The following is an 18871-nucleotide window of genomic DNA, read 5'->3' as shown; positions in this document are numbered from 1 at the left end:
ATATGAATGAGCTGGAGGTGCGGCAGCTCCGGTACTTTGTGGCGGTCGCGGAGGAACTGCACTTTGGGCGCGCCGCCGCCCGGCTGGGTATGGCGCAGCCCCCGCTGTCGCGCACGATCCGAGACCTCGAACGACAGCTCGGCGTGGCGTTGTTCGAGCGGACCACCCGGCACGTGCGGCTCACGGGTGCCGGCGAGGTCCTGCTGCGCGATGCCAGAACCGCCCTGGAGTCGGTCACCGCCGCCGCCCACCGGGCCCGGCACGCAGGCAGTGCATCGCCGCGGCTGCGGATCGCGCTCAAGGCCGACATCGACGGCGGCCTGCTGCCCCAGATCCTGGACGCCTACCGCGCCGACCCCGCCGCCCTGCAACCCGAACTGGTCCTCGGGGGACTCGGCGAACAGCCCCAGGCACTGCGCGATGGCCTCGCCGATGTCGCACTCGTGCTCTGTCCCATGGACGACCGCGGACTGGACAGCGAGCCGCTGCTGACCGAGCCGGTCCTGGTCGCCCTGGCCGCCACCGATCCGCTGGCCGCCCGCACCCAGCTGTGCCTGGCCGATCTGGCCGGCCGGAACCTCCCCAGCGGCGCGCCCGCTCACGACGGCCGAACCGCGCCGCCCCCGCCCGGCGCGGCCAGGCCGGCCTCGAACTTGTCGGAGATCTTCAGCCTCGTCGAGACGGGCAGCATCGTGTTCTTCGCGCCCGCCTCGGTCGCCCGGCGCAACCCGCGCCCTGGGGTCGCCTACCGGCCGGTCAGCGACCAGTCGAACTGCACGCTGGCCATCGCGTGGCCCCAGGACGCCCGATCACCGGCCGTCGCCGCCTTCGTCCGTGCCGCCTGCGCGATCGCAGCCGCCCACCGCACGCCAGCAGAGCACCCGCCTGTCAATACGGCTAGGCAAGCACGCGAGTGACGGCGTCCCGGGTGGCGGCGCGCAACGCCTCGGTGTCGTCGAGGTCGCTGCCGACCGCGACGCCGTCGCGCAGGAGCATCAGCACGCCCGCCGCGCGATCCGGCTCTGGGTCGCCCGCGGCGGCCAGCAGCTCCCGGAAAGTCGCCCGCGTCCACACGCGCTGGGCCTCGACGACCTGGCGGACGGGATCCTGGGGATCGGGGTACTCGGCGGCGACGTTGATGAACGGGCAGCCGCGGTAGCCGGGCTCCGCACCGAACTTGATCATGAAATCGAAGATCGCGGTGATCGTCTCCTGCGGCGTCAGAGCGCGGGCGCGCACGGCGGTGAACGCCTCCCGCTGGCGGGCGTACTGCTCGTCCAGATAGGACCGGACGAGGTCGTCCTTGGCCGGGAAGTGGTGATAGAAGGTCGCCTTCGCCACACCGGCCTCGGCGATGATTCGGTCGACGCCGACGCTGTGCACGCCCTCGCCGTAGAAGAGCGCGGTCGCGGTGTCGAGGATGCGCCGCCGGGCGGGGCTCTCCTTGACCGCTGTGCTCTCCGTGACTGTTGCCATGGGTTGACTTTACCAGACAGGTCTGTCTAGTCTCGGTCCATCGCTGGACAGACAGGTCTGTCTAGTTCACCCTCCGAAAGGTGCGTTTCATGAGCCTGTACACCGCGGTCGCCACCTCGGCCGGTCGGGACACCCGTGCGGTGACCAGCGACGGCCGCCTCGACGTCAAGCTGGCCCTGCAGAAGGAGTTCGGCGGCGACGGCGACGGCACCAACCCCGAGCAGCTGTTCGCGGCGGGCTACGCGGCCTGCTTCATCTCCGCGCTGCAGGCCGTGGCCCGGCGACGCCGAATCGACGCGACCGGCAGCGCCGCCACCGCGGAAGTCGGCCTGCACGGCGAGGAGGACGGCAGCTTCCGGCTGTCCGTCGTGCTGCGGATCGAGCTGCCCGACCACCTCGCCGGCGACCCCGGCCGCGAGCTTGTCGAAGCGGCCCACCAGGTGTGCCCGTACTCGAACGCGACCCGGGGCAACATCCCCGTGGAGCTGGTCATCGAGTAGCTCGTACTTTGCTCAGCGGGTGGCGGTCAGGGCACGGATCTCGGCCAGGGCGTCGCCGATGCAGGCGGCCAGGGTCTGCGGGGTGTGCGTGTTCTCGGTGGCAGGCCCGTTGTGCTTCTTGGCGCCGGGCTCGCTCCGTGCGGCCGAGACCGGCTCGGCGACCCAGTGCTCGAAGCCGACCTTGAACGCGGTCACGCCCGTCTCGGCCGCGAGGCTCGCCCGGGGTTCGCGTACGCCCCGGGCGCGCAGCGCCTCCCCGGCCGCACTGGCGAGGGCGGCCAGCTTCAGCAGCTCGCGCTCCAGCAGGCTGGGGTTCGCGGCGATGACCGCCGCCCGTCGCCGGGACCAGTCGTGGCGCTCCTCCAGCATCGCTCCCGCCGTCTGCAGGGCTCCGACGACGGTCTCGACGGGCGGCGTACTCGCCGGGGCGGCCGTGATGGCGGCGACCATGGCGTCCTGCAACGTGTTGGACGGGTCGAACAGCACCTCCCGCTTGTCGGTGAAGTGCCGGAAGAAGGTGCGTTCGGTCACGCCGGCGTGCTGGGCGATGTCGGCCACCGTCGTCTGCTCATAGCCGCGTTCGGCGTACAGCTCCAACGCGGCCCGGGCGAGGCGTCCCCGCGCGTCCGGCTCCCAACGTCCCATGCGAGCAAGTGTAGGTGATGGCAGCTTCTGACATCGCGTGCTAGCGTCGATGTCAGAAGCTGCCATCACCTTGGGAGTGTGCGCATCATGCGGGTATTCGTCACCGGAGCGTCTGGCTGGATCGGCTCAGCCGTCGTTCCCGAACTGCTGGCCGCCGGCCACGAGGTCGTCGGGCTCGCCCGATCCGACGAGTCGGCCCGAGCCCTGGCCGAGGCCGGTGCTCAGGTACGCCGGGGGAGCCTCGACGACCTGGGCAGCCTGCGTACCGGGGCCGAGGAGGCCGACGGCGTCATCCACCTCGCGTTCAAGCACGACTTCAGCGACTACGCCGGAGCCGGGCGCACCGAACGCGCCGCCGTCGAGACCATCGGCAAGGAACTGGAAGGATCCGACCGGCCGTTCCTGTTCGCCTCCGGCGTGGCCCGCCTGGCCGCCGGCCGGATCGCCACCGAACTCGACCCCAGCCCGTTCAGCGGTCCCGACACACCGCGCGGTGGCGGCGAGACCCTCGCCCTGGCGTACGCCGACCGGGGCGTCCGCACGGTCGCGCTGCGGTTCCCGCCGACCGTCCACGGCGACGGCGACCACGGCTTCACCGCGACCCTGGTGAACATCGCCCGGCAGCGCGGAGCGTCTGGCTACGTGGGCGACGGCGCGAACCGGTGGCCCGCAGTACATCGGCTCGACGCAGCCACAGCGGTCCGCCTCGCCCTCGACAACGCGCCCGCCGGAAGCGTCGTGCACGCCGTGGCGGAAGAAGGGATCGCAACCCGCGACATCGCCGAGGTCATCGGACGCGGGCTCGACCTGCCGGTCGTCTCGATCGCACCGGAGGACGCCGCCGAGCACTTCGGCTGGATCGCCCAGTTCTTCGCCCTCGACGCGCCGACGTCCAGCGCCCTGACGCGAGAGCGGCTCGGCTGGACGCCGACCGGGCCGGGGCTCTTGGTCGACCTCCCGCACTACCTCCGCTGACGCCCGGCGCCCGCCGGGTTCCGCGCTGGATCACGGTTCCAAGTCGTATCTTGGCCCAAGATTCGACTTGGAACCCTGATCCAGTGCCGAAGGCGTGCCGGCGCGGCAGCGAGTGGCGGGAGGGGGCGGCGGGAGCCAAGCGAGCGCCGGCGGGCTGGGCGGGCGTCAGGAGAGCTGGGTTGCTCCGATGAGGACCAGGACGATCGCGACCACGCCCAGCACCGTACGCACGGTGTGGCGCGCGATCCACGGCTGTTCGAACCAGCCGCGGGCGGTGGCCAGGTCCGCATCCGACGCGGTGCGTACGTCGACTGCGTCCAGGCGCTTGTTCAGCGGGATGTTCTGGCTGACCGTGACGCCGAACGGCCCCACGATGTACGCGATGGACGCGGCCAGCAGCCAGCCGAACGCGTCCGTCCCGGCGGCCAGGATCGTGGCCAGTGGCAGCAGCACGACTGGTCCGAGGAAGGCGGGCATGAAGACCGGGTTCACGATTCGCAGGTTCGTCTTCTGCACGACCGTCACATAGGTCCGGTCGTCGACGAGCTTCAACGCGAGGTTGTTCGCGACGGCGAAGCAGAACATGAGGCCACCGGTGAGCGCGGTCAGCGTCCCGGCGAGGATGACTACGAAGGTCGTGAAGTCCACGTCCCCACGATAGTGAACGGTGACCTGGTATAGGCCGCGGCTTCAGTCGTAGCATCATCCAATGCGGGTGGAACTCCGCCACCTCCGGGCGGTGTGCGAAATCGCCGACGCGGGCAGTGTCACCAAGGCCGCGGCCCGGCTGGGCCTGGCCACGCCCGCGTTGACCACGCAGCTGCAACGGATCGAGCGCATCTTCGGCGGCCGGCTGTTCGACCGTGACCACACCGGCGTACGCCCGACGGAGCTGGGCGAGCTGGTGCTGGCGCGGGCCAGGGTGCTGCTTCCGGCGGCACAAGGGCTGGAAGAGGAGGCGACCCGCCTCGCCGAAAGCCTCTCGCAGCCGGCCGAACCGGCGGCGTACCGGCTCGGGGCGGTCAACGGGCCGCTCATCGGCGGGGTCGTCGCCCGGCTCAGCGCCGACCAGCCGGCCGCACGGATCACCTCGCACCCGTCGTGGTCCACAGTAGAGCTGCAAGAGATGCTGCTCGGCGACAAACTGGACTTCGCTCTGGTCGGGATGTGCGGCGGCGCGCTCGGCGAGTCGCGGGCGGAGTTGAGCGCACGGCTGTCGTGGGAGTTGATCGCCGACGCGCCGGTGTTCATCCTGCTGGGTGCCGACCATCCGCTCGCCGTGTGCGACGAGGTCGACCTCGCCCAGCTCGCCGACGCCTTCTGGGCGGCCACGCCGGGTGACGGCTGCTTCGCCGACTGTTTCGCCGCGGCCTGCGCCCGCGCCGGGTTCACTCCCCGGCCGATCTTCGAGACCGACGTCGGCGGCTGCATCGACCTCGTGCGTACCGGGGACGCGGTCGCGCTATGCCAGCCGACGTTCCGGGGGTCGCCCGGGGTCGCGGTGGTGCCGCTGCGCTCCGAGGGGCTGAGGTGGCGTCATCTGATCGGGTGGCGGCCGGGGTCGGCCGCCTCGGCCGCGGCCGATCAGGTCGTCGGCCACGCGCGGGCGTCGTACGCCGACGCGGTGGCCCGGAGCAGCGCGTACACCCGATGGCTGCGAGGGAACCCGGAGCCGCACGCCGCGCGCTAAGACCCAGATGACAACTCTTCGGAGGGCGATCTCGAGATTAGCGTTCGCCGCATGACACGAGATTTCTATGCGCTCTGATCACTTCGGCGACGGTTAATAGTGGTGATGATGAAGAAGACTCCGGTTCGACTCCGTTACTGAGTCTGTTGTCAGACATCAGGATTCCGTGCGTTTCCGCGTGGAAGGTCCTTATCGGTGTCACCACGGTCTGTGTTGGATGGTGGTGTCCTGATGAAGGTCTCGCGTTTCTGTCCGACTGTGGGTCGGTGTTGCGCCACCTGCCCGTCCCGCCGGGCCCGTAGGGGCCTGGCGGGTGGTGCGGGTCTTCTGGTCGGCTCCACGCGGTTTCGGCACTCGCGTGCCCAGGTCTCCGGCCACTCCGGTACCTGTACTGCACGCCGCAGCGAGGGCGGCGAGGTTACGGGCTGCGTTCTCGTCCCGGTCCATGACCAGGCCACAACCGTCGAGATCATCGCAGCGGAACACTCGCATGTGCAGCGGCAGCTTGGCTTTCACTGTGCCACAACGCGAGCAGGTCTTCGACGACGGGTACCAGCGCGACGCGACGACGACACGGCACTGGTTCCACTCGGTCTTGTAGGTGAGCTGGCGCCGGATCTGACCGAACCCGGCATCTGCGATCTTCCTGGCCAGGCGCCGGTTGCGCAGCATCCCAGAAACATTGAGGTCTTCGATCACCACCGTGCCGTACTGGCTGCTGATGCTGGTGGTCAGTTTGTGCAGCGCGTCAGCGCGCAGGTTCGCGACCCGGTGATGGATGCGACTTCGTTCGGCGTTGGCCTTGAGCCACCGCCTCGACGGCTGCTGCCCTGTGCGGCGATCGGGCCCCTGACGGCGGCAGACGCGGCGGGACAGCCGTTTGAGCACCGTCAGCATGCTGTCGTAGTGGGCCGGGTTCGGGATGTAGCGGATCTGGCCGGCCGAGTCTGCGGTGACCGCGAGGACCTTCACGCCCAGGTCCACGCCGACCATCACCTCGGGACGGGCGACCTTGACGGTCTCGCGCTGAACCTCCACCTGGAAGGAGACGAACCACCGGCCGCGCTGGTGTCGCACGGTGGCCGACAGGACACGAGCCGTCCCGTTGGCGATACGACGCTGCAGCTTGCGGGTGTTCTCGTGCGTGCGGATCGTGCCCAGCCGGGGCAAGGTGACGTGCCGGCGGTCGGGCTCCAGGCGGATGGTGCCGGTGGTGAACCTGCAAGCCAACGGTGCACGATGCTTCGACTTGCGCCGCGGCATACCCACACGCGCGCCCTTACGCGTGCCGTTCTTCGACTTCGCGTAGTTGTCGAACGCCGCCGCAGCGTTGGCAAGGCCAGTGTTGTACGCCTCCTTGGAATTGTCCTGCCACCAGCTTGCGAAACGCGGGTCGGTCTTCTTCACCTCGTTGAACGTCTTGCGCAGCGCGGGCAAGCTCCACGGCCGCCACTCCGTCAGCTCAGCTTCGGCGATGCCGTAGGACTGCTCTGCTGTGCGCTGCCACCACACCGCCGTCACCCAGCCGACAGCCCAGTTGTATGCGGCCCGGGCAGCCCCGCAATGCGAACGCAACGCCGCCTGGCAGGACACGTTCGGGTCCAGGGCGAACCGGTACGCCTGGACCACGAACCCAGGCCGCGGCTGGAACGTCTTCACCCCGCGCAGTCCCGCCGATGCACGATCCACGTGCTGTGATCGTGCGGGTCGATCCCCGCCCACCGCAAGGCGGCGACGTCGAGGTCACCGAGCGGTCCGGGGTCGATCTGGCCGCACACCTCGGTGTTGGCCCGGCACAGTTCCTTACTGGCACGAAACGCCATGTCCTGTGCGATCAGCTCGGCATCCGGGTTACCGAAGTGCCGGGCACCGGACAACAGCCGCCGGGTGACCTTCTCCGCCAGGATGAGCATGCGGTGCTCGTACTCGATGTCGGCCTGCCGCTCACGGTACTCACGCTCGGCATCACGCGATGCCTTCTCCGCAAGCAGACCGGTGAACCACTGCGGCGCCGTGCCCGGGTCAACCTTCCACGCCCTGGCCTGCGACGCCGTCAGCATCTCAGTCACCCCAGCGCCACGCATCCACCGGGCTATCTGGTGGACCTTCATCTGCATGACGACCGCTGTAGGCACCGGACACAGAGCACGGTCGGCCGCCTTCTGCGGGCTGACAGGCTTCTTTGGCACTACCGGTCATCCTCTGCGGTCACCGCTGCGATGGCACGGGCGGCGCGGTTCTTAGCAGCCCGTTGCCCGTACAGGCGGGCACACATCGCCGTGAGTAGATCAGTCATGTCCTTCACCAGGTCGTCGGTGGACTCCAGCAGGTCCAGGACCACCAACTGGCGGCCGGTCGCCGACAGGGCGGCTTGCAGGTGCTCGACACCAAACCTCGCCACGCGTTCCTTGTTCTCCACGACGACCACGGAAACAAGTGGATCGGCTAGCAGGCGGTGCAGCTCGCTGCGCTTGCCGTCCAGGCCTGAGCCAACCTCCGTCACGACCTCACCGACGGCCAATCCGCGCTTACCGGCTTCGGTGACGACACGGACAACCTGCCGGTCAAGATCCGCCTTCTGATCCGCCGACGACACCCGGCAGTACACGACAGCACGGCCGGAGACCTGCTTGGACGACTCCTCCACGAGCCATGTCCCAGAGGGCGCCTGCAGGACGGGGACGGGCATCTTGCCGTCCCTCACCCACCGCCAGGCCGTCTGATAGCTCACGCCTTGCTGGCGAGCCCACTCCGAGAGTTTCACCCGACCACGATATATGACTACAGACGATTAGGTTTACCCATAAAATTTGAAGCAGTTGTTACCTCTCGGCTGGCGTGCCCCGCCTGGACGGCTGCGCGCGATGCGGTGCGTGCCGTCGCGTTTGCCATCACCTACTGGGGAGACTTGCCGGGCGTAGGTTGGGGGCATGGATCTTCTGCCGTTCATGCCCCGACCTACGGTGACGCACCCGGGCATCGTTGTCGCCGACCCGCTCGGGTTCCGCCCGCTTCAGCTGGATCTGCACATTCCGGCGGGTGAGGGGCCCTTCCCGGTGGTGTTCTGGGTGCACGGGGGCGGGTGGATGTCCGGCAGCCGGGTCTGGCTGCCGGACTCGATCACTCCGTTCGGCTTCCATCAGCGCCTGATCGACCGGGGCTACGCCGTCGCCGACGTCGACTACCGGCTGGGCCGCGAGGCGCCGTTCCCCGCGCAGTTGGACGACGTTCAGGCGGCCATCCGCTGGGTCCGGGGCAACGCCGGCCGCTTCGGGCTGGATCCGGGCCGGTTCGCCACGCTGGGGGAGTCCGCCGGGGGTCAGCTTGCCGCGCTGGCGGGGCTGCTGGGCAGCGGCGACACCGCCGTCCACGCGGTCGTCGACTGGTACGGCGTCTCCGATTTCCTCGCCTTGCAGGGACGTGACGATCCCAATGACAACGTGGCCATGTACCTCGGCGGAGCGCTGAAGACGGTGGCGGAGGTCGCCCGGGAGGCCAGCCCGACGCATCGGGTGCACGCGGGCGCGCCGCCGTTCCTGGCCATGCACGGCACCGACGACCGGATCGTGCCGTTCGCGCAGTCCGTCGGGCTCGCCGAGGCGCTTCGGGCGGTCGGCGTACGCTGCGACGTCGTCCCGGCCGAGGGCGGCGACCACTGCTTCGTCGGGTACGCCGACATCGGCGGCCTGATCGACACGAGCGTCGACTTCCTCGACGACGTCTTGAAATGAGGCGACGTCTCGAAATGAGGCGACATCCGGAATTGATCCGGCGTCGTGAGATGACCTGGGACGTCGCGGAATGATCCGGTTGAAGAGCCTGTCCGAGATCGCCACGATGCGGGAGGCCGGGCGTGTCGTCGCCCGTACGCTGGCCGCCGTCGCCGAGGCGGCCCGGGCGGGCGTCAGCCTGAGCGAGCTCGACGAGCTGGCCGCCGGCCTCATCAGCGCGGCGGGGGCCAACCCGTCGTTCCTCGGCTACCGGCCCACCTGGGCGTCGACGAGGTATCCCGGCGTGCTGTGCCTGTCGGTCAACGACGCGATCGTGCACGGCATCCCCAACGGCCGGGTGCTGCGCGACGGCGATCTGCTGTCGATCGACTGCGGGGCGTACGTGGAGGGATTTCACGCCGACGCCGCGATCACGGTGGGCGTCGGCGACCTCGACGACCGGGCCCGGCACCTCAGCGAGACCACCCGGCTGGCGCTGGAGGAGGGCATCGCGGTGGTCGCCGTCGGCGGGCGGCTCAGCGACATCTCACACGCGGTCGAGACGGTGGCCCGCGGCGCGGGGTACGGCGTGCCGCCGAACATGGGCGGGCATGGCATCGGCACGAAGATGCACGAGGACCCGCACCTGGCCAACACCGGCCGGCCCGGCCGCGGCGTACGCCTGCGGGAGGGCATGGTGCTGGCGATCGAGCCAATGTTGATCGAGAGCGGCCGCGACCGGGCGCGGACCGCCCGGGACGGCTGGACGGTCCTCACCGGCGACGGCAGCCGCGCGGCCCACTGGGAGCACTCGGTGGCGGTCACGGGCGACGGCCCTGTGATCCTCACCTTGCCGTGACCGACCCCGGAGACGCGGTGTTGTGACCGCGCCCGGGGCACCATGGGCGGGACCGCGATCGGAGACACGCTGCCGTGGCGAGGCCCGGGAAAAATGCCGATGACGAGCCGAAATGCGCGCGGCCTACCCTGAAGTCAGATGGATAAACCCGGCGAAACGCTTGAATAGGCGGCCCGAGACGGGCACGTTGGAGCTTTGCCCAGAGTCGTCACAAGAAGGGCTCTCCACATGCTTGCCGTAACCGAGCGCGCCGCGGACGCCATCCGCGCGCTGACCGACGCACCCCAGATCCCGGACGGGTCCGGGTTGCGTATCTCGTCCGGCGAAGGTGCGGGCACGCTGCAGCTCAGCCTCGTCGCCTCGCCCGCCGACGGAGATCAGATCCTGTCCAGCGGGGACGCCCTGCTGTTCCTGGACTCCGACGCCACCTTGCTGCTGGACGAGAAGATGATCGACGCCACGATGACCGACGGCGGCGAGATCCAGTTCGTCCTCGCCGACCAGTAAGCCGATCGATAAGCACTTCGCATAGCTCTGCACTGCGGCGCCCCAGCCGGTCTCCGACCGTGCTGGGGCGCCGCAGTGTCGGACGCCCCGGCTAGCATTTCGCCATGGCGATCAACACGCTCCAGGAACTGCACAGCCGAGCCATGCGCGCCTGCGCGGGCGCCGTCGCGCAGGCGACGCCGGCCGATCTGGGCCGCCCGACGCCCTGTGCGGGCTGGACGCTGGCCGACCTGCTCGCGCACATGACCGTGCAGGACAGCGGCTTCGCCGGAGCGGCGCGGGGCGCGGTGACCACCGTGGCCGACTGGCGCCCGGTGTATCACGGTGACGAGGCGATCGCCCGCTTCGCCGAGGCCGCCGCCGACGTCGAGCAGGCCTTGGCCGAAGACGGCGTGCTGGAGCGCGCCTTCGTGATCCCCGAGTTCACCTCGGGCCAGCCCATCAAGGGGCCCAGCGCCGTCCGGGCGCACCTGATCGACGCCGTCGTGCACGGCTGGGACGTCGCGCGTACCTTGGGCGTGGGGTATGAGCTGGACGACGAGGTGCTCGCCGAGTCGTTGGCGATCGCGGAGTCCATTCCGGACGGAGACAACCGCGGCACCTTCTTCAGCCGCGCGGTGGCCGTCGATCCGCAGGCCGCGACCCTCGACCGGATCGTGGCGCACCTCGGCCGGTCACCGGTCTGGCCCGACTGACTCGATCCGCCGCCGCAGCCCGGCGAAGTCCACGTCGGTCGACGTGTCGACGCGCAGCACCGGCCCGAGCGCCAGCGGTTCGGCCCGCTTCGCCCACTCCGGCCACGAGTCGGCCAGCCGCTGGTCGTCCTGGTAGTGCGCCGGTCGGTCGCGGCTCGCGTACCGTTGCCTGGCGATCTCGACCGGAACCTCACACCAGAGCTCGACCACCGGGGTGCCGCGCAGCCCGGCCCGCGCGAACTCGAGGTCGCGCGGCCGGAACCACCACGATTCGAGGATGATCGTCCCGGGCAGGCCCGCGGCCAGCTGGTAGGCCGCCTCCATGGCGGCCGCGCCCAAGGCCCGCGCCGCCACAGCCGGGAAGAGCGCCTGCAGGCTGTCCTTCACGACGTCCTTCGAGATCACGGGTACGCGCAGCGCAGCGCCCAGTCCGGTCGCCAGCGTCGTCTTGCCCGAGCCCGGCAAGCCGTTCACCATCAGCAGGAGGTCAGCCACCGAGCGAGGATCTCACAAACCCCGGACACGCCGTCTGACCTGCGAATACGCTCGGACGAATGAGTACCGGAATGGTCACCACCCAAGACGGCACGAAGATCTTCTACAAGGATTGGGGAAGCGGACAGCCGGTAGTTTTCAGCCACGGCTGGCCCCTGACGGCGGACGCGTGGGACGACCAGATGTGGTACGTCGTCTCCAACGGATTCCGGGCAGTCGCCCACGATCGGCGCGGCCACGGCCGGTCGAGCCAGCCCTGGGACGGCAACGACCTCAACACGTACGCAGACGACCTGGCCGCCGTGATCGAAGCCCTCGACCTGCGCGACATCGTGCTCGTCGGGCACTCGACCGGTGGCGGTGAGATCACCCGATACATGGCCCGGCACGGCACCGACCGTGTCGCCAAGGCGGTCCTCGTCGGCGCGATCCCGCCGCTGATGCTGCAGACCGACGCCAACCCGGAAGGCCTGCCGCGCAGCGTCTTCGACGACATCCGCGCCGGCGTGGAGCGCGACCGCTCGCAGTACTGGCACGACCTGAGCGTCCCGTTCTACGGCGCCAACCGCGACGGTTCGAAGGTGAGCCAGGGACTTCGGGATCACTTCTGGCTTCAGGGCATGACCGTCGGCTTCAAGGGCGCCTACGACTGCATCAAGGCGTTCTCCGAGACCGACCTGACCGAGGACTGCAAGAAGGTCGACGTGCCGACGCTGATCATCCACGGCGACGACGACCAGATCGTGCCGATCGTCGCGTCGGCGAACAAGTCGTCGAAGCTCATCAAGAACAGCGAGATGAAGGTGTATCCCGGCGCGCCGCACGGGCTGACCGCGACGCACCAGGACGAGTTCAACGCCGACCTGCTGGCCTTCCTCAAGGCCTGACGGTCTTCTTGAGCTGACGCCTCATCGAGTCGATCCAGGCGGGAGATGGTTGCTCAGGCAGCCGTCTCCCGCCTGGAGCATCTGTCGGGCCGGGACGAACGGGGTGCCACGTTCTGGCAGCTCCGCGTACGCCACGGGGCAGCCTGTCGTTAACCTTCGCGACGTGATCGGAACCTAGCGTCAGCCGAATGCAGGTCAGTCCACGGGTGAGCGCCGTCATTCCCACCTTCGGCCGGCCGGAGCTGGTGGTACGCGCGGTGCGCAGCGTACTGGCGCAGACCATGGCCGACCTGGAGGTCATCGTGGTCGTCGACGGCCCGGACGAGGCGACCGGCCAGGCGCTGGCCGGGCTCGGCGATTCCCGGTTGCGGGTGATCGAGCTGCCGGAGAAGGGCGGCGCGCAGAACGCCCGCAACACCGGCGTACGCGCAGCGACGGCGCCCTGGACGGCCATGCTGGACGACGACGACGAGTGGCTGCCGCAGAAGCTGGAAAAGCAGCTCGCCGCAGCGCAGGCCGCCACCGCACCGCGCCCGATCGTGGCGAGCCGCCTGCTGAACCGCACCCCACGCGCCGAGTACGCCATGCCGCGCCGGCTGCGCCAGCCGGGCGAGCCGTGGAGCGAGTACTTCACCGTCCGCCGGGGCCTGTTCCACGGTGAGGGCTTTATCCAGACCTCGACGATCATGGCCCCGACTGAGGTGCTGCGGCAGGTGCCGTTCGCCCCGAAGGTGCCCCGGATGCAGGAGATGGACTTGGTGCTGCGGGCGCTGGCCACTGAGGGCACCGAGCTGCTCTACGTCGAGGAGCCGCTGGTGATCTGGTACCAGGACGAGAACCGGCCGCGGATCACCTTCGAGGAGAAGTGGCAGCAGTCGCTGGACTGGCTGCGGCGCAACGAGTCGCTGGTGACCAAGAAGGCGTACGCGGCGATCGTGATGAGCGTCGTCAGCTCGATGGCGGCGCCGACGCACAGCCTCAAGGTGTTCTGGATGCTGCTGCGGGAAGCCCAGCGCAAGGGCCGGCCCGGGTTCATCGACTACGTGACCTTCCTGCAGATCTGGCTGATCCCGCCCGCCCTGCGGCGTACGCTGCGCGACAAGGCCTTGTCCAGAACCTCCAGTCCCCAGGCAGAGTTGGTGTGAGCGGTTCGGTCCTCATCTGGCGCAGCAGCATGCTGCCCGCCTCGGAAACGTTCGTCCGCGCGCAGGGCCTCGCCCTGACCTCATGGCAGCCGACCTTCGGCGGCGCGGTGAAGGTCGAATCGCCGGTCGCCGCCGACTCCGACCTGATCGTGTTCCCGGAGACGTCGGTCGGTCGCCGGGCCTTGCTGGCGCTCAAGCTCACCGGACGCTCGGCCCTGCTGCGGGCCACGCTGCGGCGGCTGCGCCCCGATCTGGTGCACGCGCACTTCGCCGGGGACGGGTGGATGATCAGCGCCGAGGCGGCCGAGTCGAAGATTCCGCTGATCGTCACCGTGCACGGCTACGACGTGACCCGGTTGCCCCGCGAGTCCGGACCGCGCGGCGTTCGCTACCGCCACCATCTGCGTACGGTGTTCGCCCGCGCGTCGCTGATCCTCGCCGTCTCCAGCTACATCCGCGACAGGACCATCGAGCTGGGGGCCGATCCGGCGAAGGTACGCGTGCACCACACCGGAGTCGCGCTCGACCCGGCGCCGCCCGCCGCTCTCGCCGAGAAACAGTGGGACCTGTTGTTCGTCGGCCGTTTCGTCGAGAAGAAGGGCGTCGACGACCTGCTCACCGCTGCCGCGCAGGTGCCTGGGAAGCCGCGGATGCTGCTGATCGGCGGCGGCCCCCTCGAAGGGCCGATGCGGCAGCGCGCCGCCGAACTGGGGCTCGACGCGACCTTCCTCGGCCCGCAGGACCCCGACGTCGTGCGCCGCAGCATGGCCGAGTCGCGGATCTTCGTGTCCCCGTCGAAGACCGCCGCCGACGGCGACAGCGAAGGCCTGCCCACGACGATCCTGGAAGCCGCCTCGCACGGGCTGCCCACGGTGTCCACCATGCACAGTGGCATCCCGGAAGCCGTGCGGCACAATGAGACCGGTCTGCTCGGTACGGAAGGCGACCCGGACGCGCTGGCGGCCAACCTGCGGCGGCTGCTCGCCGACCCCGCGTTGTGCGACGCGATGGGCGAGCGGGCGCGGGCGTACGTCGCGGAGCACTTCGACCTCGCCCGGCAGACCGCCGAACTGGAGAAGTTTTACGACTCGGTCGCCCGGCCGCGCTGACCGGATCCCGGCTGACGATCGACTTCCCTTCACGGCAGATGGGAACGAGTACGTCAGACCGAGGTGATTTCCAGCGCTGCGACGCCGGGGACACTGCCGACTCCGCCATAGCTGATTAAGGAGTGTCGGGCAGGGCCGCGTGTACGCGGTTGCGTCCGCCGCGTTTGGCCCGGTACAGCTCAGCGTCCGCGGACTTGACAAGTTCGTGCCACGTACCGCGCTGGGGCGGGAGTGCGGTGGCGACCCCGATGCTCACTGTCACGACGCCCTGGGCGACGCCTTCGTGCGGTTCGAGGATGGTCATGACCGCTCTTCGCAGGCGTTCGGCGGCTGCCACCGCTGCCTCGAGGTTCATCCCGGGCAGCACGACCGTGAACTCCTCGCCGCCGTACCGGGCGACCAGACCGGTGTCGCGTACCTGCCTGCGTACGGCGGCGGCGACCTGCTGTAGGCAGCGGTCGCCCGCCGTATGTCCATAGTGGTCGTTATATGACTTGAAATGATCTATATCGATCATCGCGACACTGAGGGGGGACGCTGTGACTTGTGCGCGTTGCCACGCGGCGTCGAGGACCTCTTCCAATCGTCGCCGGTTGGCAACGCCGGTGAGCGGGTCGGTGATGCTCAGTTGTTCGAGTCGCTCGTTAGCGATTCTGAGCAGGTCGTTGGTGACCGCCAGCTCTTCTGTCCGTTCAGCGACTTTGCGCTCCAGTGACGCGTACACCATGGCGTTGTCGAGCGAGACGGCGAGTTGGCCGGCGATGAGCCTGACCCCGTCGAGCCGTTCGGTGGCAAACGCGCTGCGGACGAGGCGGTTTTCCAGTAGCAGCACGGCCTGCAGCACTCCCCGGTTGACGATGGGGACGGCCAGCAGCGAGCAGCGGTCGACGTCGCCGAAGTATGGGTCGCGGGCGAAGCGGTCGTCGCGGGTGGCGTCGCTGACGACGAGCGGTTCACGTGTCCGTTGGACGTATCGCAGCACGGACATCGGCACCGTGGTGCGGCCGGTGCCATCACGGCTGTCGGGCGTGGGCAGCAGCCAGTCCTGCCGCTCGTCGCTCCACAGCATCAGGTGTACGCCGGTGGCCCCGGTCATCGCGCTGAGGACCTCGGCGACATACGAGTGGAGCCCTTCGACGCTGGTCTGGGAACTCAACTCCTGCGACGCGGACACGATGCCGAGCAGGTCGATCGCTCCGGTCGTGACCGTGGAGCGACGATGCGTAAGATCACCGGCTTGGTCGCCGTCGCCGCTGCTGACGGAATCGAGCTGGCCCTTCATGGTGGGATAGGCCCAATCGAGCTGGTAGGCCTTCGCCGTCGCGCCCCATGCGAGGTAGTCCTGGCGGGCCTGGATGAGCAGGTCATAGCCAGCGTGTTCGATGCCGTTTGCAAGATAGAAGCGGGCCGCGCGCTCTGCGATCAGTGCCCGATGCCAGGGGCGGCTACGATCGGCGACCTCGCGCCGTGCGGAGTCGAAGGCGAGCACGGCGGCACGGAAGTCGCCGACCGCCCAGGCCCGTTCGGCGTCGACCCACCGCAGCAGGTGCAGGAAGTTCTCCGGTGCGTCCACGGCGCGGGTGGCAAGCCACCGGATCACCTCGTCCAGTTCGGACAGCTGTCTGCCGCGTTGGCCGGAGTGGCTGGTGCGGACCTGGCCGGCAAGCGCCAACCCCCGCATCAGGTACGCCGTGGCAGTGGGGTAGCTGCCCAGGTCGGCTGGGAGCAGCGACATCGTCGCGGCGGTGTGCTGCGCCAGGGCGGGCGCATCGCCGAAGATGGCGGCTACGACCGACTGGCTGACATGTGCGTGCAGGATCGCGAGGGGGTTGTCGGCGTACTTGTCGATGGGTACCGCCTGCACGGCGGCGGAGGGGCTCTCGCCGCGCAGCACACCGAGCAGCCATCGGTAGATGTCGAGCGTCGTGCCGGTCTGCTCGTCGCCGTTGCGGCGGCTGAAGGCCTGCCCTGCCTCCACCTCGGCCACGGCGTCGCCCAACGATGGCGCGCAGTCCAGCATGCCTCGCACGGTCGTGTGATAGGTATAGCCGGCGTACACCATGTCGCCACCGGCGATCAGTCCCTCACGGGCCTGCCGAGCTGCCCGCACCCCGTTTTCGATCGGTTCGAAGCACCAGCTCAGGATCGCGTACAGGAAGCGGGTCTGCGAGGTCTCGGGCTCGTAGCCGCGGTCCTCGCTCAGAGTCAGGATCCGCCGTAACGCCTGGTACCCAGCGGAGTAGTCCGCATGCAGCGCTACCACGCCGAAGGCCGCGATACCGGCCGGGACGACCAGGGCGCGGCTCGCGCCGTGTTTGAGCCAGATACGCACGGCCTCCAGGCTTAGCCAGGCGTGCGTGGCCGGGTCGGGGAACAGGTAGGCCGCTGGCAGGGTCGCATCGATCATGCGGGCGGCGGTCAGCAACGTCGGTGTCAAGTCCGGCTGAGCGGGATCATCGGCATCCGGGGGGCGGCGCAGCCACTGATACAGGTACTCGAATTGACCGTCCAGTTCGGCGGGGAGTCGCTCGGTCGCCGGTACTTTGACGCCAAGCTCGCGTAACGACGCCAGGCCAAGGTTGAGTGCCTGCGCGTATCGGTTCCGGAAGGTCAGGCTGCGTACCTGCACCCCTGTCGCCGGCGCCCGCTGCCCGATGGACGGACCCAGCCCGACGATCGTGCGGTACTCGTCATCGGCCTCCTCCAGGCGCCCTATGCTGAACAGTGCGGCGTGGCGGCTGGTGTGCAACTCGATCAGCGTGGCGGTATCGCCAGGGTCGACGATTCGCAGGGCGGCCGTCAACAGCAGGTTCACCAGCGGATGGTCCCCGACCGAGGCGGCCCGTCGCGCTGCGCGTCGCAATAGCGCGACGACTTGACGTCGCTCCCCGGTATCGTCGACCGCGTCGATCACCGGCAGGTACTGCTCCGCGGCGATGGCGAACAACTCCGGCACGTCTGCAAGCCGGCGCGCCATAGCTATGTGCAGGGTGCGTCGCCGCCATGGGGCCAGCTCGTTCAGGATCGCCTCACGGATCCGGTCGTGGCGAAACCGCCTTGCCGCATGCCGACCGGGCTCGACCACCAAGAGGCCTTCGTCGAGCGGCGCTTGCAGAGTCTGTTCCACGACATCCGCCGACGCGCCGGTAGCGACTTGCAGCACGGCGACCTCGGTGCGCTCCCCGAGGCACGCCATCGCCTCGATCATCGCCCGCGACTCGGGAGGCATGGCGTCAACCCTCGTCGTCAGCAGCCTGGCAACATCGGACTGGCGCAGGTGAGCCAGCACGGCTTCTGGGTCCCACCGCCATCCGCCGGCGGTGACGGTCAGGACGCCGTCGCGGTGCAGCGCGCTGAGCAATTCCGCCATCTCGTACGGGTTACCGGATGTATACGGCTCGATTGCCTCGGCCAGGCCGGCCGCTGCGGCGGAGTCCACGTGCAGCATTTCGGCGACCATTGTCCGCTGACCGCGTACGGGAAGATTGTGGAGCCGAAGGTGCCGCACCGCGACTCGGTCACGCCATCGCGACAGCGAAGTGGTCAACGGATGCGCCTCGTCCAGGTCGTCCTCGCGGTACGTGCCCACCAGCAAGAGGCCATCGACGGGTTCGTCGGCCAGCACGAGGTCAACGAAGCCGAGGGCGGTGCGTCCCACCCATTGCAGATCATCGAGGAACATGACGACAGGACGTTTCCGCGAGGCGACTGCTCGCAGCACCTGCGCGCTAGTTCGTAGCGACCGCACGTGCGTGGTCAGTGGATCTCCCGGATCGGGCGGCACCTCCAGCAATGCCGCGAACTCCGGCCACGTCGCGGCCGCCAGACCCGCGTTCGGCCCGACCGCCGTCAGGATCCGTTCGCGGACCTCGGTGAGATCCTCCTCCGGCTCGGCCAGTAGCAGCCGACCCAGTGCACGAAACGCTTGATGGAGCGCGTCGAACTCAACAGCCCGCCGATGCTCGTCGAACTTGCCTGCTATGTACCAGCCATCACCGCCGGTCACCACGGGGCGTAGCTGATCGACCAGTGCCGTTTTGCCGACGCCCGGCGGGCCACTGATCAGAACTCCGTGGCATCGCCCGGCTAGTGGTGTGACATGAAACGTTGACCCGGTAATCGGATCGATGTGACTATATCGATGTTTGTGGTTTCTGTGTTGAGTGCGCGGAGGTATC

General features: G+C 69.1%; 19 protein-coding genes. 11 read left to right on the top strand and 8 right to left on the bottom strand.

Features of this window, described 5'->3' with window-relative positions:
• Positions 1 to 2: 2 nt before the first annotated feature.
• Entirely contained in the window at positions 3 to 917 is a 915-nt protein-coding gene (locus tag AB0M47_RS30135; RefSeq protein ID WP_363419991.1) for a LysR substrate-binding domain-containing protein, read from the top strand.
• Here the strand turns inward: AB0M47_RS30135 and AB0M47_RS30130 are convergent.
• Positions 898 to 1476: a TetR/AcrR family transcriptional regulator gene (locus tag AB0M47_RS30130; RefSeq protein WP_363419989.1), complete on the bottom strand. Its 579-nt coding sequence runs from the start codon at positions 1474 to 1476 to the stop codon at positions 898 to 900. The genes AB0M47_RS30135 and AB0M47_RS30130 overlap by 20 nt on opposite strands.
• Positions 1477 to 1565: 89 nt before the next feature.
• On the opposite strand from AB0M47_RS30130, the gene AB0M47_RS30125 reads away from it, so the two are divergent.
• Positions 1566 to 1976: an organic hydroperoxide resistance protein gene (locus AB0M47_RS30125; RefSeq protein ID WP_363419987.1), complete on the top strand. Its 411-nt coding sequence runs from the start codon at positions 1566 to 1568 to the stop codon at positions 1974 to 1976.
• Between the two features lie 12 nt (positions 1977 to 1988).
• Here AB0M47_RS30125 and AB0M47_RS30120 read toward each other — a convergent pair whose 3' ends face one another.
• Complete coding sequence (locus AB0M47_RS30120; RefSeq protein ID WP_363419986.1) at positions 1989 to 2621, bottom strand: helix-turn-helix domain-containing protein; 633 nt, start codon at positions 2619 to 2621, stop codon at positions 1989 to 1991.
• 87 nt (positions 2622 to 2708) lie between these two features.
• Here AB0M47_RS30120 and AB0M47_RS30115 point away from each other — a divergent pair, with 87 nt between their 5' ends.
• The gene (locus tag AB0M47_RS30115; protein WP_363419985.1) at positions 2709 to 3596 is read left to right on the top strand and encodes an SDR family oxidoreductase; all 888 of its coding nucleotides are present in this window, start codon (positions 2709 to 2711) and stop codon (positions 3594 to 3596) included.
• A gap of 165 nt (positions 3597 to 3761) precedes the next feature.
• Here AB0M47_RS30115 and AB0M47_RS30110 read toward each other — a convergent pair whose 3' ends face one another.
• Positions 3762 to 4244, bottom strand: a complete 483-nt coding sequence (locus tag AB0M47_RS30110; RefSeq protein WP_363419983.1) for an anthrone oxygenase family protein — start codon at positions 4242 to 4244, stop codon at positions 3762 to 3764.
• Between the two features lie 61 nt (positions 4245 to 4305).
• Here AB0M47_RS30110 and AB0M47_RS30105 point away from each other — a divergent pair, with 61 nt between their 5' ends.
• Positions 4306 to 5286 (top strand): LysR family transcriptional regulator, encoded by a 981-nt coding sequence (locus tag AB0M47_RS30105; protein WP_363419981.1) that lies wholly within the window; start codon positions 4306 to 4308, stop codon positions 5284 to 5286.
• Between the two features lie 198 nt (positions 5287 to 5484).
• Here AB0M47_RS30105 and tnpB read toward each other — a convergent pair whose 3' ends face one another.
• From tnpB to AB0M47_RS30090, 3 genes are all read right to left on the bottom strand, one after another.
• The gene (gene tnpB, locus AB0M47_RS30100; protein WP_363419979.1) at positions 5485 to 6975 is read right to left on the bottom strand and encodes an IS607 family element RNA-guided endonuclease TnpB; all 1491 of its coding nucleotides are present in this window, start codon (positions 6973 to 6975) and stop codon (positions 5485 to 5487) included.
• A complete protein-coding gene (locus AB0M47_RS30095; protein ID WP_363419977.1) occupies positions 6942 to 7346 on the bottom strand; it encodes a hypothetical protein in 405 nt (134 codons plus the stop codon). The genes tnpB and AB0M47_RS30095 overlap by 34 nt, the downstream gene beginning before the upstream one ends.
• Before the next feature lie 128 nt (positions 7347 to 7474).
• Complete coding sequence (locus tag AB0M47_RS30090; protein WP_363419975.1) at positions 7475 to 8050, bottom strand: IS607 family transposase; 576 nt, start codon at positions 8048 to 8050, stop codon at positions 7475 to 7477.
• A 166-nt stretch (positions 8051 to 8216) separates the two neighbouring features.
• On the opposite strand from AB0M47_RS30090, the gene AB0M47_RS30085 reads away from it, so the two are divergent.
• The 4 genes from AB0M47_RS30085 (at position 8217) to AB0M47_RS30070 (ending at position 11057) form a co-directional block, all read left to right on the top strand.
• Positions 8217 to 9017: an alpha/beta hydrolase gene (locus AB0M47_RS30085; protein ID WP_363419973.1), complete on the top strand. Its 801-nt coding sequence runs from the start codon at positions 8217 to 8219 to the stop codon at positions 9015 to 9017.
• 70 nt (positions 9018 to 9087) lie between these two features.
• Positions 9088 to 9855 carry a type I methionyl aminopeptidase gene (gene map, locus AB0M47_RS30080; RefSeq protein WP_363419971.1) on the top strand — a complete coding sequence of 256 codons (768 nt, stop codon included), beginning with the start codon at positions 9088 to 9090 and terminating at the stop codon, positions 9853 to 9855.
• Between the two features lie 228 nt (positions 9856 to 10083).
• Positions 10084 to 10362, top strand: coding sequence for an adhesin (locus tag AB0M47_RS30075; RefSeq protein ID WP_253762351.1), 279 nt, complete (start codon positions 10084 to 10086; stop codon positions 10360 to 10362).
• 104 nt (positions 10363 to 10466) lie between these two features.
• On the top strand, positions 10467 to 11057 hold the full coding sequence (locus tag AB0M47_RS30070; protein ID WP_363419969.1) for a TIGR03086 family metal-binding protein: 591 nt from the start codon (positions 10467 to 10469) through the stop codon (positions 11055 to 11057).
• Here the strand turns inward: AB0M47_RS30070 and AB0M47_RS30065 are convergent.
• Positions 11037 to 11552: an AAA family ATPase gene (locus AB0M47_RS30065; protein WP_363419967.1), complete on the bottom strand. Its 516-nt coding sequence runs from the start codon at positions 11550 to 11552 to the stop codon at positions 11037 to 11039. The two genes, AB0M47_RS30070 and AB0M47_RS30065, sit on opposite strands and share 21 nt — an antisense overlap.
• A gap of 59 nt (positions 11553 to 11611) precedes the next feature.
• On the opposite strand from AB0M47_RS30065, the gene AB0M47_RS30060 reads away from it, so the two are divergent.
• The 3 genes from AB0M47_RS30060 to AB0M47_RS30050 all read left to right on the top strand — a co-directional run bounded on the left by AB0M47_RS30060 (position 11612) and on the right by AB0M47_RS30050 (position 14693).
• Positions 11612 to 12439, top strand: coding sequence for an alpha/beta hydrolase (locus AB0M47_RS30060; protein ID WP_363419965.1), 828 nt, complete (start codon positions 11612 to 11614; stop codon positions 12437 to 12439).
• Between the two features lie 188 nt (positions 12440 to 12627).
• Entirely contained in the window at positions 12628 to 13584 is a 957-nt protein-coding gene (locus AB0M47_RS30055) for a glycosyltransferase family 2 protein (protein ID WP_363419963.1), read from the top strand.
• Positions 13581 to 14693, top strand: coding sequence for a glycosyltransferase (locus tag AB0M47_RS30050; RefSeq protein ID WP_363419961.1), 1113 nt, complete (start codon positions 13581 to 13583; stop codon positions 14691 to 14693). Before AB0M47_RS30055 ends, AB0M47_RS30050 begins: the two co-directional genes overlap by 4 nt.
• 115 nt (positions 14694 to 14808) lie before the next feature.
• Here AB0M47_RS30050 and AB0M47_RS30045 read toward each other — a convergent pair whose 3' ends face one another.
• Positions 14809 to 18813, bottom strand: coding sequence for a diguanylate cyclase (locus AB0M47_RS30045; RefSeq protein ID WP_363420018.1), 4005 nt, complete (start codon positions 18811 to 18813; stop codon positions 14809 to 14811).
• Positions 18814 to 18871 lie beyond the last annotated feature (58 nt).

The organism is Hamadaea sp. NPDC051192 (genome assembly GCF_040682475.1).
Taxonomy (GTDB): domain Bacteria; phylum Actinomycetota; class Actinomycetes; order Mycobacteriales; family Micromonosporaceae; genus Hamadaea; species Hamadaea flava.
Note: the sequence above shows the minus strand (reverse complement) of the source record. Positions and strands in the feature narration are given on the sequence as shown.

Excerpts from the sequence above, each read along its gene's own strand:
- AB0M47_RS30135 (WP_363419991.1), top strand. The coding sequence starts at position 3 with ATGAATGAGCTGGAGGTGCGGCAGCTCCGGTACTTTGTGGCGGTCGCG.
- AB0M47_RS30130 (WP_363419989.1), bottom strand. The coding sequence starts at position 1,476 with ATGGCAACAGTCACGGAGAGCACAGCGGTCAAGGAGAGCCCCGCCCGG.
- AB0M47_RS30125 (WP_363419987.1), top strand. The coding sequence starts at position 1,566 with ATGAGCCTGTACACCGCGGTCGCCACCTCGGCCGGTCGGGACACCCGT.
- AB0M47_RS30120 (WP_363419986.1), bottom strand. The coding sequence starts at position 2,621 with ATGGGACGTTGGGAGCCGGACGCGCGGGGACGCCTCGCCCGGGCCGCG.
- AB0M47_RS30115 (WP_363419985.1), top strand. The coding sequence starts at position 2,709 with ATGCGGGTATTCGTCACCGGAGCGTCTGGCTGGATCGGCTCAGCCGTC.
- AB0M47_RS30105 (WP_363419981.1), top strand. The coding sequence starts at position 4,306 with ATGCGGGTGGAACTCCGCCACCTCCGGGCGGTGTGCGAAATCGCCGAC.
- AB0M47_RS30095 (WP_363419977.1), bottom strand. The coding sequence starts at position 7,346 with ATGCTGACGGCGTCGCAGGCCAGGGCGTGGAAGGTTGACCCGGGCACG.
- AB0M47_RS30085 (WP_363419973.1), top strand. The coding sequence starts at position 8,217 with ATGGATCTTCTGCCGTTCATGCCCCGACCTACGGTGACGCACCCGGGC.
- map (WP_363419971.1), top strand. The coding sequence starts at position 9,088 with ATGATCCGGTTGAAGAGCCTGTCCGAGATCGCCACGATGCGGGAGGCC.
- AB0M47_RS30075 (WP_253762351.1), top strand. The coding sequence starts at position 10,084 with ATGCTTGCCGTAACCGAGCGCGCCGCGGACGCCATCCGCGCGCTGACC.
- AB0M47_RS30070 (WP_363419969.1), top strand. The coding sequence starts at position 10,467 with ATGGCGATCAACACGCTCCAGGAACTGCACAGCCGAGCCATGCGCGCC.
- AB0M47_RS30060 (WP_363419965.1), top strand. The coding sequence starts at position 11,612 with ATGAGTACCGGAATGGTCACCACCCAAGACGGCACGAAGATCTTCTAC.
- AB0M47_RS30055 (WP_363419963.1), top strand. The coding sequence starts at position 12,628 with ATGCAGGTCAGTCCACGGGTGAGCGCCGTCATTCCCACCTTCGGCCGG.